General features: G+C 71.6%; 11 protein-coding genes. 6 read left to right on the top strand and 5 right to left on the bottom strand.

The window, feature by feature from the left end:
• Positions 1-3: 3 nt before the first annotated feature.
• Positions 4-789, bottom strand: coding sequence for a dienelactone hydrolase family protein (locus tag DEJ03_RS14630; RefSeq protein WP_110865174.1), 786 nt, complete (start codon positions 787-789; stop codon positions 4-6).
• Between the two features lie 29 nt (positions 790-818).
• Positions 819-2,240: a glucose-6-phosphate dehydrogenase gene (locus DEJ03_RS14625; protein WP_110865173.1), complete on the bottom strand. Its 1,422-nt coding sequence runs from the start codon at positions 2,238-2,240 to the stop codon at positions 819-821.
• A gap of 76 nt (positions 2,241-2,316) precedes the next feature.
• Here DEJ03_RS14625 and DEJ03_RS14620 point away from each other — a divergent pair, with 76 nt between their 5' ends.
• The 4 genes from DEJ03_RS14620 (at position 2,317) to DEJ03_RS14605 (ending at position 8,819) form a co-directional block, all read left to right on the top strand.
• Complete coding sequence (locus DEJ03_RS14620; protein ID WP_181422742.1) at positions 2,317-3,474, top strand: Gfo/Idh/MocA family protein; 1,158 nt, start codon at positions 2,317-2,319, stop codon at positions 3,472-3,474.
• Entirely contained in the window at positions 3,471-4,397 is a 927-nt protein-coding gene (locus tag DEJ03_RS14615) for a sugar phosphate isomerase/epimerase (RefSeq protein WP_110865171.1), read from the top strand. Before DEJ03_RS14620 ends, DEJ03_RS14615 begins: the two co-directional genes overlap by 4 nt.
• A 121-nt stretch (positions 4,398-4,518) precedes the next feature.
• The gene (locus tag DEJ03_RS14610; protein WP_110865170.1) at positions 4,519-6,333 is read left to right on the top strand and encodes a thiamine pyrophosphate-requiring protein; all 1,815 of its coding nucleotides are present in this window, start codon (positions 4,519-4,521) and stop codon (positions 6,331-6,333) included.
• A gap of 101 nt (positions 6,334-6,434) precedes the next feature.
• Complete coding sequence (locus DEJ03_RS14605; RefSeq protein WP_110865169.1) at positions 6,435-8,819, top strand: bifunctional UDP-sugar hydrolase/5'-nucleotidase; 2,385 nt, start codon at positions 6,435-6,437, stop codon at positions 8,817-8,819.
• A gap of 321 nt (positions 8,820-9,140) precedes the next feature.
• On the opposite strand, the gene efeB is transcribed toward DEJ03_RS14605, so the two are convergent.
• From efeB to efeU, 3 genes are read right to left on the bottom strand one after another with little or no spacing between them, the layout of a single operon-like run.
• On the bottom strand, positions 9,141-10,445 hold the full coding sequence (gene efeB / locus DEJ03_RS14600; protein ID WP_110865168.1) for an iron uptake transporter deferrochelatase/peroxidase subunit: 1,305 nt from the start codon (positions 10,443-10,445) through the stop codon (positions 9,141-9,143).
• On the bottom strand, positions 10,442-11,665 hold the full coding sequence (gene efeO, locus DEJ03_RS14595) for an iron uptake system protein EfeO (RefSeq protein ID WP_110865167.1): 1,224 nt from the start codon (positions 11,663-11,665) through the stop codon (positions 10,442-10,444). The genes efeB and efeO overlap by 4 nt, the downstream gene beginning before the upstream one ends.
• Positions 11,652-13,262 (bottom strand): iron uptake transporter permease EfeU, encoded by a 1,611-nt coding sequence (efeU, locus tag DEJ03_RS14590; protein WP_110865166.1) that lies wholly within the window; start codon positions 13,260-13,262, stop codon positions 11,652-11,654. The genes efeO and efeU overlap by 14 nt, the downstream gene beginning before the upstream one ends.
• Positions 13,263-13,331: 69 nt before the next feature.
• Here efeU and DEJ03_RS14585 point away from each other — a divergent pair, with 69 nt between their 5' ends.
• Positions 13,332-14,093: a trimeric intracellular cation channel family protein gene (locus tag DEJ03_RS14585; protein ID WP_071406483.1), complete on the top strand. Its 762-nt coding sequence runs from the start codon at positions 13,332-13,334 to the stop codon at positions 14,091-14,093.
• A 246-nt stretch (positions 14,094-14,339) separates the two neighbouring features.
• Positions 14,340-14,876: TetR/AcrR family transcriptional regulator (locus tag DEJ03_RS14580; RefSeq protein ID WP_110865165.1), on the top strand; the 537-nt coding region annotated here is incomplete at its 3' end.

Genomic DNA, 14,876 nt, shown 5'->3' with positions numbered 1-14,876 from the left:
CCGTCACAGCGCCGCGGGCTCCTCGTCGAACACCTCGGCCAGGAACACCCGGAGCGCCTGCCACGACCGGCGGTCGGCACGCTCCTGGTACTGCGCGCCGTGGTCCGGCGCGTCGGTGCCGGGCACGGCGAACGCGTGCATCGCGCCCGAGTACGTCACGACCTGCCAGTCCACCTGAGGTGCAGCCCGCATCTCGTCCTGCCACGCGTGCACGGCCTCGTCCGGCACGACGGGGTCGACACCCCCAGTGAGGACGAGCAGCTTCGCCCGGATGTCCGCGGCGTCCGAGGGGTCGTGCGCGATGAGGCCACCGTGGAACGCCACGGCGCCGACCAGGTCAGCCCCGGTCCGTGCGAGTTCGAGTGCGGTCGAGCCGCCGAAGCAGTACCCCATCACGACGACGCGGGTGGGGTCGACGTCCGGGTCGGCGAGCAGTCGCTCGAGCCCGGCGGTGGCGCGGGCCCGCAGCAGGGGCAGGTCCTGGTAGAAACCGCCGGCGACCTGGGCCGCCGTGTCGTCACCGGGGCGGACACCGGCGCCGTAGATGTCCGCGCCGAACGCGACGTAGCCGAGCCGGGCGAGCATCGTCACCCGGGCCTCGACGTGCTCGTTCACGCCGTGCCAGTCGTGCACGACGAGGACGGCCGGACGACGGCCCGCGATCGCGGCGTCCTTCGCGAGCACACCGAGCAGTTGGGTGCCCTCGTGGTCGTAGGGGACGTCGTCGACACGGATGTCGGCGCCGGCGGGTTCGGGAACGGTCTGCAGGACGTCGTCGGTGGTGTTCACGGCGCCCGACGCTACGCCGCCACTCGGGCTCAGGCCTCGATGTTGTCCCAGCCGTCGGGGCCGACGGACCCGGCGGCGTACTCGTCGAGGGGTGCCTTGCCGGCCTTCCACGCGTCGAGGAACGGCCCGACGACCTTCCAGCCCTGCACGGCGCTGTCACCGCGGACCGACAGCGTGGCGTCGCCCTCGAGCACGCCGGCCAGCACCTCGCCGTAGGCACTCAGTCGCCCGGGGTTGAACGTCACCTCGAGGCTGGTGTGGTCGATCGTGTACGGGTCACCGGCACCGTTGACGTTGAGCTCGAGCTGCATCTCGTCCGGGGCGATCCAGATGCGCAGCCGGTCGGGCAGCTCGGTGCCGGTGAGCCCCTCGGGCACGTGCGGGGAGTCCTTGAACGTGATGACGATCTCGCGGCGCTGTGCGGCGAGCGCCTTGCCGGACCGCAGGGTGAACGGGACGCCGGCCCAGCGCCAGTTCGCGATCTCCAGGGTGAGCTGGGCGAGGGTCTCGGTGCCGAGCGACGGGTCCACGCCGTCCTCGTCGACGTACGACGGCAGCTGGCGGTCCCCGACGGTGCCGGCGGTGTACCGGGCGCGCTTGCCCGCGGTGACGACGTCGCCGCCCCACGGTCGGACGGCCCGCAGCACGAGTTCCTTCTGGGTGCGCAGGTCGTCGGCCTTGATCGAGGCGGGGGCCTCCATCGCGACGACGGCCATCACCTGCAGCAGGTGGCTCTGGATCATGTCGGTGAGCGCCCCGGCCTTGTCGTAGTAGCGCGCCCGGCCCTCGAGACCGAGGGTCTCGTCGTAGACGATGTCGACGCGCTCGACGTGCTGCGACGAGAGCAGCGGTTCGATGATGCGGTTGGCGAAGCGCAGCCCGAGCAGGTTGAGGACGGTGGAGCGGCCGAGGAAGTGGTCGACGCGGTGGATGCGTTCCTCGGGGATGAACGAGTGCAGCAGGTCGTTCAGGTGCGAGGCACTGTCGGCGTCGGTGCCGAACGGCTTCTCGAGCGCCAGGCGGGTGCCGGCGGGCAGGTCGAGGTGGGCGAGCTGCTCGCAGCTCTTCTCGGTGACCGCCGGCGGCAGCGCGAAGTAGATCGCGGGGTCGTGCTCGCACGCGGCGAGCAGTGCGCGCAGGTCGTCCGGGTCGGTGACGTCGGCCTTCCGGTAGGTCGAGGCGTCGACCACGGCCTGCAGTCGCTCCGGCAGCGACGTCGCACCCGAGGCGCCCTCGTCCTCCTCGTTCTTGGACGCCTGCGCGTTCTCGAAGGACTCGCGCACCTGCGCCTTCCAGTCGGCGTCGGACAGGTCCTCGACCCCGGCGCCGACGAGCTGGACGTCCCAGTCGTCCTTCACCTGGAGCAGGGTGGCGAGGCCGGGCAGGAGCAGGCGCTTGGACAGGTCGCCGCTGGCTCCGAGGATGAGCAGGCTGGTCTGGAGGCTCGACATGCTGCAGACGGTACTCATCGGCCCCGGTGGATGACCGGGCCGCTACGGTGGTGTCAGTCCGGCGCGAGGGAGCACCATGAGCAGTGGGTACGAAGGGCGACGCCTCCGTGTCGCCGTGGTCGGGACGGGCATGATCGCCGGCGTCCACGCCCGGGCGGCCCGGGCCTCCGGCGCCGAGGTCCTCGGTGTGCTCGGCCGGAACGCCGCCCGGTCCGAGCAGGTGGCGGCGCAGCTCGACCTGCCCCGTGGCTACGCCTCCCTCGACGAGGTCATCGCCGACGCCCCCGACGTCGTGCACATCTGCACCCCGAACGACCAGCACCACCCGCAGGCGCTCGCGGTGATCGCGGCCGGCATCAACGTGGTGTGCGAGAAGCCCCTGGCGATCGACCCCGCGCAGGCCGCCGAGCTCGTCGCCGCCGCTGCCGAAGCCGGTGTCGTGGCCACCGTGCCGTTCGTGTACCGCTACCACCCGATGGTCCGCGAGATCCGGGCGCGCATCGCCGACGGGGAGCTCGGCCGGCTGCTCGCGGTGCACGGTCACTACCTGCAGGACTGGATGCTCGACGAGGACGCCTCGAGCTGGCGGGTCGACCCGACCTCGAGCGGGCTGTCCCGCGCGTTCGCCGACATCGGCTCGCACTGGTGCGACCTGGTCGAGTTCGTCACGGGCGAGCGCTTCGCCTCGGTGTCCGCGGCGATCGACATCGTCTACCCGACGCGGCCGGCGGCGTCCGGTCCGTCGTTCTCCGGCTCCCCCGACCCGGACCCGGTGGCCGATGCGGCCGAGCGCGCCGAGGTCACCACCGAGGACACCGCCGTCGCCACCTTCCGCACCGCCACGGGCCGCATCGGGAACGTCGTGATCTCGCAGGTCGCGTCGGGCCGGAAGAACCGTCTGTGGTTCGAGGTCGACGGCACCCGCGGCAGCGCGGCGTTCGACCAGGAGCAGCCCGAGTCCGCGTGGTTCGGCAACGAGCGCGGCGCCCAGATCGTGGTCCGCGACCCGTCGCAGGGGTACCCGGACCAGCGCCGGCTGGCGATCGTGCCGGCCGGGCACCCGCAGGGGTACCTCGACGCCTTCGCGGCCTTCGTCGCCGACACCTACACCGCGGTCCGCACCGGAGTGGCCCCCGACGGACTGCCGACGTTCGCGGACGGCGCCCGCTCCGCCGACATCATCGAGGCCGTGATCGGCAGCGCGGCCGAGACGACCTGGCGGGAGATCCGGTGAAGCTCGGCATGCTGACCGCCTGCCTGCCCGGCTGGTCGCTCGACCGGATCGCCGGGTTCGCCGAGCAGCAGGGCTACGAGCGGCTCGAGGTCGCCGTCTGGCCGAGCACCGGCGGCCGTGACTTCGAGGCGGCGCACCTGCCGGTCGCCACGTTCACCGACGAGGACGCCCTGGCCACCCGCGCCCTGCTCGACCGCACCGGGCTCGAGATCTCCGCACTCGCGTACTACGAGAACAACCTGCACCAGGACCCGGAGCACCGTGCCGCGGTGCGGACCCACCTCAAGCACGCGATCGACACCGCGCAGACGCTCGGCATCCCGTACGTCGGCACGTTCATCGGGCGCGACACCACGAAGTCCGTCCGCGAGAACATGGCCGAGGGGAACCGGGTCCTGCCCGAGCTCGTCGACTACGCCGGCGAGCGCGGCGTGCGGCTGGTCATCGAGAACTGCGTGATGGAGGGCTGGCACCCCGACGGGTACCCCGGCAACATCGCGTACTCCCCCGAGCTCTGGGGCTGGGTGACCGGTCTGGGCTTCGGGCTGAACTGGGACCCGTCGCACCTGACGTGGATCGGCATCGACCCGGTCGAGACGATCCTGCCGTTCGCCGAGCACATCGTGCACGCCCAGGCGAAGGACCTGGAGCTGTTCCCCGAGCGGCGCAACGCGTACGGGTTCTTCGGCAAGGTCGACAAGGGCGACGACCCGTGGGACATGGGCTGGTGGCGGTTCCGCGTGCCGGGCCGCGGTGTCGTGGACTGGCCGCGCGTCGTCGACCGCCTCTACGAGGCGGGCTTCGACGGCACGCTGAGCGTCGAGCACGAGGACCCGCTCTGGGGCGGCACCGACGACAGGGTGCTCGAGGGGCTGCGCATCGCGCACCGCACGCTGCGACCGCTGATCGCGCAGGAGCACTAGCCGACACACACCGGGCACTGGACTGGAGGCCCGCATCGCGTGACCGACGTCGGTCACGTGATCCGCGCCTCCAGTCCGGTGCCTGTGAACGGACCCGTGCGCGCCCGCGCACGCTGGTGCCATGAGCACGACCGTGAGCGACTTCGTCATCGACCGCATCAAGGCGTGGGGGGTCTCCCGCGTGTTCGGGTACCCCGGCGACGGGATCGGCGCCTTCGACGGCGCGCTCGGCAAGGCGGCGTCGAAGGGCGACGGCCTGGAGTACGTCCGCCCCACGCACGAGGAGATCGCGGCGCTGATGGCGACCGCGCACGCGAAGTTCACCGGCGAGGTCGGGGTCTGCGTCGCGACGTCGAGTCCCGGCGCCTTCCACCTGCTGAACGGTCTGTACGACGCGCAGATGGACAACCAGCCGGTGGTGGCGATCGTCGGCCAGCAGGGGCTCGCGGCGATGGGGTCGTTCACGCAGCAGGAGTCGAACCTGGAGCGCGTGTTCGCCGACGTCGCCTGCTACGTGCAGACGGTGGCCACGCCCGAAGCCGTCGGTGTGGTGCTCGACACCGCGTTCCGCACGGCGTCGCTCCGCAAGCAGCCGGCCGTCGTCGTGCTGCCCCACGACGTGCAGGCGATGGCGTACGACGCGCCGCCGCTCGAGCACTGGGCCTCGCGGTCGAGCGACGTCCCCGCGTCCACCCGGATCACGCCGCCCGCCGACGAGGTCCGGAAGATGGCGGAGATCATCAACGCCGGGTCGAAGGTGACGTTCCTGGTCGGTGCGGGCGCGCGCGGTGCGACGGCCCAGGTGCTCGCCGCCGCCGAGAAGTCGGGTGCGGGGATCATCACGGCACTCCGCGGCAAGGACGTGATCCCGTCCGACGTGCCGTACCACTCGCAGCAGCTCGGGCTGCTCGGGTCGCTGCCGTCGCTGCACCAGATCCGCGACTGCGACACCCTCGTGCTGCTCGGCACGAACTACCCGTACGGCGAGTACATGCCGAAGTCGGGGCAGGCCCGGGGCATCCAGGTCGACATCAAGCCGGAGCAGCTCGGCCTGCGGTACCCGACCGAGCTGAACCTGTGGGGGGACGTCGGTTCGACGCTCGACGCGGTGCTCCCGCTGCTCGAGCAGAAGACCGACAAGTCCTTCCAAGAGACGGTGGCCGACGAGATGCGCGAGTGGGAGTCGGAGATGCGTGCGCAGTCCGAGGTCGCCTACGACGACGGGGTGAACCCGCGCCGGGTGATCCAGGCCGTCAACGACCGGCTGCCCGACGGCGTCACGGTCACCGCGGACGCCGGCACGACCGCCGACTGGTACGGCCACCACATCCGGCTGCGCGAGGGCATGCGCGGCGACATGTCCGGCCGGCTCGCGACGATGCTCGCAGCCATGCCGTACGCGGTGACGGCGAAGTTCGCGTTCCCGGACCGCCCGGCGGTGTGCACGATCGGCGACGGGGCCTTCCAGATGCTCGGCATGAACGAGCTGATCACCGTGAAGAAGTACCTGGCGGCCTGGCCGAACCAGCAGCTCGTCATCGTGGTCATGCACAACGACGACCTCGGCCAGGTGTCGTGGGAGATGCGCACCGAGGACGGCAACCCGATGTGGCGCGGCTCGCAGGACGTCGAGTCGATCGACTACGCCGGGTACGCGACGCTGCTCGGGTTCCAGGGCATCGCGGTGCACGAGGACTCCGAGGTCGAGGCGGCGGTCGAGCGGGCCTTCGCCCACCAGGGGGTCACCCTCATCGACGCGTACGTGAGCCGGAGCGTCCCGCCGCTGCCCCCGCACATCACGAAGGAGTACGCGATCAACACGGCGAAGAGCCTGCTGAAGGGTGACCCGGTCGAGTTCGACGTCGTGAAGGACTCCGCGAAGGCGATGGCGACCGAGGTCACCGAGCGGGTGAAGGGCGCCCTCGGCCGCGACTGAACCAGGTCGGCCGAGCGGAGGGGACGGCCGTGTGAACGTCGTGTGACGAGTTGCGCAGGGGTCTGGCGAGTCGCCTGTGCGTCTTCGTAGGTTCGACGGCGATGAACACTTCCCACACCACCGGAACCGCCGGTGCGACGACCCGACGACGCCTCGGCGCCGGCGCGGCCCTCGCCACCGCCGGGGTCCTGGTCGCACTGTCCGTCCCGTCCGCAGCCGTCGCCGCCGAGGGCGACACGACGATCGACATCATCGACGTCAACGACTTCCACGGTCGCATCGAGTCCGAGGGCACCGCCGCCGACAAGGCCGCCGGCGCCGCGAAGCTCGCCGGCGTCGTGCAGTCGTACCGCGAGGCCAACCCGAACACGATCTTCGCCAGCGTCGGCGACAACGTGGGCGCCTCGACCTTCACCTCGCTCATCCAGCAGGACTCCCCCACGATCGACGCCCTGAACGCCATGGACCTCGACGTCAGCGCGATCGGCAACCACGAGCTCGACAAGGGCCAGGACGACCTGACCGGCCGCATCGAGGACCGCGCCGACTGGCCGTACGTCTCGGCGAACATCGTCACGGCCGGCACCACCGACCCCGCGTTCACGCCGTACTCCATCGTGGAGAAGGGCGGCGTCAAGGTCGGCTTCATCGGTGCCACCACCGAGGACCTCATCCCTGGGCTCGTCAGCCCCGGCGGGGTCGAGGGCCTCGCGATGGCCCCGATCGTCAGCCAGGTCAACCGGTACGCCGAGCAGCTCACCGACGGCAAGGACGACAACGGCGAGGCCGACGTGCTCGTCCTGCTCGTGCACGAGGGCGCCACCACGAGTGCGCTCACCGACGCCACCGGCACCGGCGCGTTCGGCAAGATCACCTCGGGCGTCTCGTCGAAGGTCTCGGCCATCGTGTCGGCGCACACCCACGCGACGTACAACCACTCCATCGCCGGCCCCGACGGCACGAAGCGTCCGGTGATCCAGGCCGGGTCCTACGGGGTGAACCTCGGACACCTGCAGCTCACCGTGGACGCCGACAAGCAGCTCACCGGCATCACGTCCTCGGTCACCTCCGTCAACGAGGACAAGCGTGTCCCCGCCGACACCACCTCGGTCAACGCCGTGAGCGACATCGTGACCGCCGCGAAGGCCGTCGCCGACGTCAAGGGCGGCGAGAAGCTCGGCGAGATCACGGGTGACCTGCGTCGCGCCGTGCAGTCCGACCGCAAGGCCGAGAACCGCGGCGGCGAGTCCGTCCTGGGCAACTACATCGCCGAGGTCCAGCGCAGCGCCACCGAGCGGAACGGCTCGCAGGTCGCCTTCATGAACCCGGGCGGTCTCCGCACCGACATGGTCTACGCGTCCAGCGGCGCCGGCGACCCGGACGGCACCGTCACCTACAAGGAGGCCGCGCTCGTCCAGCCGTTCGCCAACACCCTGGTGACCAAGGACATGACCGGCCAGCAGATCAAGAACGCCCTCGAGCAGCAGTGGCAGCCGGACGGCCTCGAGCGTCCGTTCCTGAAGCTCGGCGTCTCGGACGGCTTCGCGTACACCTACGACCCGTCGAAGGGTCGCGGCGAGCGCATCACCGGCATGACCCTCGACGGCACGGCGATCGCGCTGACCGACACCATCAAGGTGACCGTCAACTCGTTCCTGTCGACCGGTGGCGACAACTTCGCCGCCTTCGCGACCGGCACGAACGTCGCCGACTCCGGCCAGGTCGACCTGCAGGCCCAGGTGGACTACTTCCTCGCCAACCCGAAGGTCACGCCCCCGGTCGACCAGCGCGCCGTCGGCGTCACGGTCACGCCGACCCCGGCCGGTGGCTTCCAGCCCGGTGACGCGATCGAGCTCGACCTGTCGTCGCTCGTGTTCAGCAGCGAGGACCCGGCGAAGGCCGGCTCCGTCTCGGTCACCGCGGACGGCAAGGAGCTCGCATCGTCGGCGATCGACCCGACGATCACCGACAAGAACGACGAGCAGGGTCGCGCGACCCTGACGGTCACGGTCCCCGAGATCGAGGCGCCGGCCGCACGCGCTTCCGCCCGCACCGCCGGTTCCGTCTCGCTCGCCGCGGTGGCCGAGCCGGTCGCCACGACGGACGCACCGCTCGTCGTCACCCTGCCGGGTGGCCAGACCGTCACCCTCGCCGTGACGATCCCGGTCGCCGCAGCGGTCGACCCGACCGACCCGACGGACCCGACCGACCCCACGGACCCGGTCGACCCGACCCCGGCTCCGACCCCGAACCCGGGTGCCGGGGTCATCCCCGGCCCCGGCGCGGGTGACGGTGACGACGCGGGCATCGGTGGCGTCGGCGGGACCGACGACGACCCGCGCGCCGGTGGCGACCTCGCCTACACGGGTGCGGACCTGACCGCTCCGGCGATCGCGGCGGGCCTGCTCCTGCTCGCCGGGATCACGGCGCTCGTGGTCCTCCGCCGCAACCGCGCACGACGTGCCGCGACGGTCCTGACGGACTGACCCCGAGCCTGCGGGCACACACGCGAACGGGCCGTCTCACCCTGGTGAGGCGGCCCGTTCGCGTCGGCCAGGAGGCCCGGCACAGCTCCGGCGCACACCTCGCGCGACCCGGCGGTCACGGTTGCTATCCCATCCCGGTCGATCACTGCGGATCCGCGGATCCGCGGGGTACTCTCGGGGTTGTCGCACCGCGACGCGTCGCGCCGGGTCGCTTTCAGCAAGTCGACGGTGGTTCCGTTCGGCGAGACTCCGCGACGCGGGCGTCCTCCGCCTCCAGGGAAACGGCGGAGGGCGCCCACCCCTTCGGGTCAGCGACTCAGGTCAGCGGAAGAGCTGCTCGCCGATGTACGACCCCTTGCGCGGTGCCGGCGGCACGGCGAACACCGCGGAGCCGATGTGCGAGACGTACTCGTTCAGCCGGTCCGAGGCGCCGAGCTTCCGCTGCAGCCGCGTGAAGTGGTCCGGGTCGTTCACGTAGGCGATGAAGAGCAGCCCGGCGTCGAGCTGGCCGTACTCGTTGAGCCCGTCGGTGTAGTTGTACGGCCGGCGCAGGATCTTCACGCCGCCGTTCGCCTCGTGCGCGGCGAGGGCGATGTGCGACGTCGCGTCGATCTTCGTCGCACCGTCGTCGTCCTTGGCGTGGAAGTCCGGAGTGGTGTGCTCCTGCCCGCCGGAGAGCGGTGCGCCCTGGATCTTCGTCCGCCCGAACACCCGCTGCTGGTCGCTGACGACGTCCGCGTCCCAGGTCTCGATGTTCATGCGGATCTTCCGCACCACCTGGTAGCTGCCGCCGGCCATCCACCCGGCGTCGCGGTCGAGCCAGACGAAGCGGTCGTGGTCGGCGTCGGTCGTGATGTTCCGGGTGCCGTCCTTGAACCCCATCAGGTTGCGGGGCGTGCTCTGGTGCGGCCCGGCCGATGCCCGGCCGAAGCCGAGCACGGTCCAGCGGACGGTCGCGGTGCCGCGGGCCATCCGTGCCAGGTCGCGCACGGCGTGGTACGCCACCTGGGGGTCGTCGGCGCAGGCCTGCAGGGACAGGTCCCCGCCGGTCAGGCCCTCCTGCAGGTTGTCGCTCGGCAGCGTCGGGATGTCGGCGAGCGAGGCCGGACGGCGGTCGGCCAGCCCGAAGCGCTCGTCGAAGACGCCGGGCCCCAGGCCCACCGTGACGGTCAGCGACGCCGGGCCGAGGTCGAGCGCCTCGCCGGTGTCGGCACCGACCCCGTTGCCGTGCGCCGGCTCGACGCTGCCGACGGTCTTGCCGGCCTGCAGCTGGGCGATCGCGGCCGACCAGCGCGCGAGGAGCACCTGCAGCTCGGTCGTGACGGTCGTCGACAGGTCGAACGTCATGTAGACGCAGTACCGCTGCGGGGTGGTGCGGATCCCGCCCTGCGGCTGCCGTGCCGCGGTGGCGTAGAACGGCTGGCTCTGCGACAGGTCGATCGACTCGTCGCCGTTCGTCGCCGCCGTGAACGGGTTCACGCCGGTCGCCGCGGTGGCGCCGCCGATGCCCGCAGCCGCGCCGACCCCGGCGCCGGCCACGGCCAGGCCGGCGCCGAACAGCCCACGGCGGGAGACGTTCGCCCGCGGTGCCTCGTTCGCCCGGGGTGCCTCGTCCGGCTCGGTCACGCGGTCGCGACCTTCTCGGCCAGGCGGGACAGCGGGTCCTGCAGCGCCTGGATCTGCTGCGAGATCGTGTTCGCGTCGGACTTCTTGGTGGCGGCGTCCCACGTCGCGAAGCCGCCCAGGTCGTCGGCGTCGCGGTAGCCGTCCATCATCGTGTTCGTGGCGTCGAACTGCTTCGCGATCTGCTTCGTCAGGGTCGGGTCGAGCTTGGTCAGCCCCGGCTTGAGGTACGCGAAGGCCTGACGGGCGCCCTCGACGTTGGCGGCGAGGTCGACGAGGTCGATGTGGCTGTACGCCTCTTCCTCGCCGGTGATCTTGTTCGACTGCACCTCTTCGAGCAGACCCGCGGCACCGTTCGCCAGGTCCTCCGGCTTGTAGTCGAGCGTCGGCACGAGCTTCGCGAGCAGCTGCACGTCCTCGGTCAGGTCCGCGGCGGTCCGCTTCGTCGACGCGGTGATCTTCCCGGCCTGGAACAGGTCCTTCTCGACGGCGTGGAACCCGCTCCAGCCGACGGCGGGGTCGAGGTTCGAGGCGCGCATGTCGATCAGGTAGTCGAGGTTGCCGGCGTTGTCGGTGGCCTTGAAGCCCTTCTTGACGAAGCCGTCGACGTCGCTCTCGACGTGCTCGTAGAACGGACGGGCGTTCGCGTAGTCGGTCTTCGCCGCGTCGAGGTCGCCGGCGTCGATGTGCTTCTGCATCTGCTCGACCGCGGCGACCATGTCGGTGACCTGGCCGTCGACGTAGGTCGCGTAGCCCTTCGTCCCGTCGCGGAGCAGGGTCGAGGCACTGCTGTTCGCGGTCGACGCGGCCTTGCCGGTGACGGTGAAGTCCGTCAGCTCGGTCTCGGCACCGGGGCAGTACACCTGGTACTTCCCACCGGTCAGCGTGGCGGTGAAGCGGACGGCGTCGAGGCCGGGTGCCAGGTTCTCCTTCTCGCCGAGGATCCGCTGGTCCTGCAGCAGCTCGACCTCGGTGATCGCGGTCGACGACTCGTTCTTCACCGTGAAGGTGACGGGGCCCGCGGGGACCTTCGTCGAGGACACCGCGCAGGCGTCCTGCCCGTCGTTAGTGAGCGTGATGGTGACGCGGGAGACCTTCGCGTCGCCGGAGCCGGAGCCGTCGGCTCCGGTGGACCCGCCGGCGCACCCGGTGAGTGCGAGGGCGGTGACGGCGCCGAGGGCGCCCAGGGTGATCAGGGGTCGGACGGGCTTACCGAAGGACATGGTCGGTGCTCCTTGCAGGGTCCGCGGCCGGAGGGCCACGAGCGGGGACGGGTTCGGGGGTGGGGATGGTGGGGAGTCGCCGGCGACGGCGGTCACGGAGGGCCAGCAGCGCCTGCGCGGCGGCCGCGATGCCGAGGGCGATCGGCAGCCAGGCCTTCCAGAGCAGCAGGTCGGCTGATCGCGAGTCCGCTGCGGCCACCGAGGCGGCCGACCGCTCGACGCGGGCGTCCGGGACGGACCAGACGGTGCGGTCCAGGGTCGTGGTGCGCGCGGACGGGAGGCCCCCACCGCTCAGCGTCAGCACCTCGCGTTCGTCGCGGGTCGCGTCCAGGACCCCACCACGGACGGTCCACAGGGTCACCGTGTCGCGCACGGCCCAGCGCGCCGAGAAGGGACCGGGGTTCGTCGACGGGGAGACCCCGACGGGCAGGCGACCGAACAGGGTGACGAGGTCGTCGAGCGTCAGCGTCGACGGACGGTCGGCGCCGCTCCCCTGCTCACTGGTTCCGTCCTGCACGACGCGCCACCGGTCGGCGGCCACGCCCGCGCGGGTGACGCGGCGGTGGGCCGACGTCGGCAGGGTGATCCGGGCCTCCTGGCCGGTTCCGGTGCCGGCCACGCGGAGGACGCCGGACGCACCGTCGACGCTGGCCGAGACGGAGCTGGCGTCGCCGCTGACCGCGGTGGTGCGGGGCAGGTCGACCCCGCCTGTCGGCACGGCGATCGCGAGTGCCACTGCCGCCACGGCGAGTGCGCCGGCGATGACGGCGCGCACCCGGGGCACGCGGTCCGGCGACGGACGCCAGGCGCGCGGCCAGAGCGTCAGGGCCAGCACCGGGACGACGTAGAGGAACCAGCCGAGCACCTCGATGACCCGCGGGTCCGGCGGGATGCCGAGCACGCCGGTGACCAGGGCACCCTGCACCGAACCGTTCGGCGCGAGCCACGACAGGTCGACGGTGCGCTGCTGGCCGATGACGATCCAGCCGGCCTCGTGCGCGCGGCGGAGGACGGTCAGCACCAGGCCGCCCGCGACGAAGACCAGGAAGACCCCGGTGCCGGTGAAGAACCGCGACAGGTTGAGGCGGACGCCACCGGTGTAGATGCCGAAGCCGACGACGACCGCGGCCGCGATGCCGATCACGGCACCGAGGGCGGCGAGGCCGGTGTCCGACGACGCCTGGAACGTGGCGAGGAGGAACACCGAGGTCTCGAAGCCCTCCTTCAGGACGGCGAGGAACGCCATGCCGGCGAGGGCCCAGGCGGTGCCGCGGCCGAGGGCTGCGGTCGCACTGGCCTCGAGATCGGCGGTCAGGGTGCGCGCGTGCGTGCGCATCCAGACGATCATGCCCGTGACGAAGACGACGGCGACGATGCCGATGACCGCCTCCATGCCCTCCTGCTGGGCCTGCGGCAGCGCCTGCTCGACGGCCTGCAGGCCGAAGCCGACGGCGATGCTGAGCAGCACCGCGAGCCCGACGCCCGACCACATCGGGGTGAGCGGGACGCGGTTGCGACGCAGGAACGCGGCGATGATGCCGACGATGAGCGTGGCTTCGAGGCCTTCACGGAGACCGATGACGAGAGTGGCGAGCATGACGAAGGTGAGGCTAACCTAACCGCCGAACGGCCCGCCAGTCGTGCGACGTGATGTTTGATGGTTCTCATGAACCTGCTGTCCGTCGACGGCCTGGCGTCGGTCACGAACGTGCTCGACCTCGCCGGGGTCTTCGCGTCCGCCCTGCTCGGCGGCTCCATCGCCCGCGCGATGGACTTCGACCTGTTCGGGTTCCTGGTCGTCGGGTTCGTCTCCGGACTCGGCGGCGGGATGCTCCGCGACACCCTGCTGCAGAACGGGCCACCCGTCGCGCTCGTCGACCCGCTGTACGTGCCGGTCGCCGTCGCCGGGGCGCTCATCGCGTTCCTCGTGTCGTTCTCCGAGCTCACCTGGGACCGGCTGTTCACCGTGCTCGACGCCGCCGTCATCGGGTTCTGGGCCGTGGTCGGCGTGCAGCGGACCTACGACGCCGGGCTCGACTGGCCCGCCGCGATCATCATGGGGACCATCACCGCGGTCGGCGGCGGGGCCATGCGCGACCTGCTGCTGCGGCGGGTGCCGGCGGTGTTCGGCGGGAACGCGCTGTACGCCACCGTGGCCGTCGCCGCGTCGGCCGTGATGGTGATCGCCTCGGCGCTCGGGTCGCCGTCGCTCGGCATCCTGCTCGCGATCACCCTGTCGCTCGGGCTCCGCTGGGGAGCGGTCCGGCGGGGCTGGGGACTGCCGAACGGCCGTGACTGGCAGCCGAAGTCGACCCTCGGTTCGCTGCTGCGGCGGGGTCGGAGCCTGCGGCCGGACGCGCTCCGGTTGCTCCGGCGTCCGGGCCGTCGGACCGGTGCCGGCAGTGTCCGAGAAGAGCACGAGGACTGAGGGCTGTCCTCCGCGGCCCCGCGACGCTACGATCAGTACCGCCGGGTATCGTCCTGGCAGTTCTGCCGGGGATGGTCCCGGTGAACGCTGTCCGCACAGCACCGACGCGACCCGAACGCGCCGGTTCCGAGCAGACGTGGGGATGGGGGCTTCGCTGATGCCGCGCGGGATCAGACGCGCGGCGCGGCAGGTCTCCACCACGATGCTCTCCCCGACGACCACCAGCACAGGTCGGAGCAGCAACCGATGAGCGACGACGCTTCCCCCACCCAGCGCATCCCGCGCGCCGAGGTCCGGGAACGCCTGCTCGCCGCCGGAGCCGCGGTCTTCGCCGAACAGGGTGTGTACGGCGCGCGGCTCGACGACGTCGCCGCACGCGCGGGGTTCAGCAAGGGTGCGGTCTACTCGAACTTCTCGTCCAAGGAAGACCTGCTCGCCCAGGTCATGCAGCGGTCCACGAACGTCGTGCTCGGCTCACTGCAGGAACTCGTGCACGCGGACATCGCCGCCGTCGACGTCGGGGACGTCCTGCGCGCCGCGTTCGGGCGGAACGACCAGAGCGAGCAGTTCGCGCTGCTCTCGGCGTTCCGTGGGTACGCCGTCCGGCACCCCGAGTTCCTGCCGGAGTTCATCCGGCAGCGCCGGATCCTGCAGGACGGGGTGCTCGAGCTGGTGCGGCTGTGGCTCGGTGCCCACCCCGAGATCGAGGTCGGCATGACCCCGGAGGAGTTCGCGACCGTGCTCATCGGGGCGAACGTCGGCCTGGTGTTCGACGCGCCGGCG

Origin of the sequence: Curtobacterium sp. MCLR17_043 (assembly GCF_003224215.1) — a bacterium.
GTDB classification, from domain to species: Bacteria; Actinomycetota; Actinomycetes; order Actinomycetales; family Microbacteriaceae; genus Curtobacterium; species Curtobacterium flaccumfaciens.
The sequence above is the reverse complement of the archived record's forward strand: the minus strand, read 5'-3'. Positions and strand labels throughout refer to the sequence as shown.

Bases quoted from the DNA above. Each gene is read 5' to 3' on its own strand.
- DEJ03_RS14625 (WP_110865173.1), bottom strand. From the start codon at position 2,240: ATGTCGAGCCTCCAGACCAGCCTGCTCATCCTCGGAGCCAGCGGCGAC.
- DEJ03_RS14620 (WP_181422742.1), top strand. From the start codon at position 2,317: ATGAGCAGTGGGTACGAAGGGCGACGCCTCCGTGTCGCCGTGGTCGGG.
- DEJ03_RS14610 (WP_110865170.1), top strand. From the start codon at position 4,519: ATGAGCACGACCGTGAGCGACTTCGTCATCGACCGCATCAAGGCGTGG.
- DEJ03_RS14605 (WP_110865169.1), top strand. From the start codon at position 6,435: ATGAACACTTCCCACACCACCGGAACCGCCGGTGCGACGACCCGACGA.
- efeO (WP_110865167.1), bottom strand. From the start codon at position 11,665: ATGTCCTTCGGTAAGCCCGTCCGACCCCTGATCACCCTGGGCGCCCTC.
- efeU (WP_110865166.1), bottom strand. From the start codon at position 13,262: ATGCTCGCCACTCTCGTCATCGGTCTCCGTGAAGGCCTCGAAGCCACG.
- DEJ03_RS14585 (WP_071406483.1), top strand. From the start codon at position 13,332: ATGAACCTGCTGTCCGTCGACGGCCTGGCGTCGGTCACGAACGTGCTC.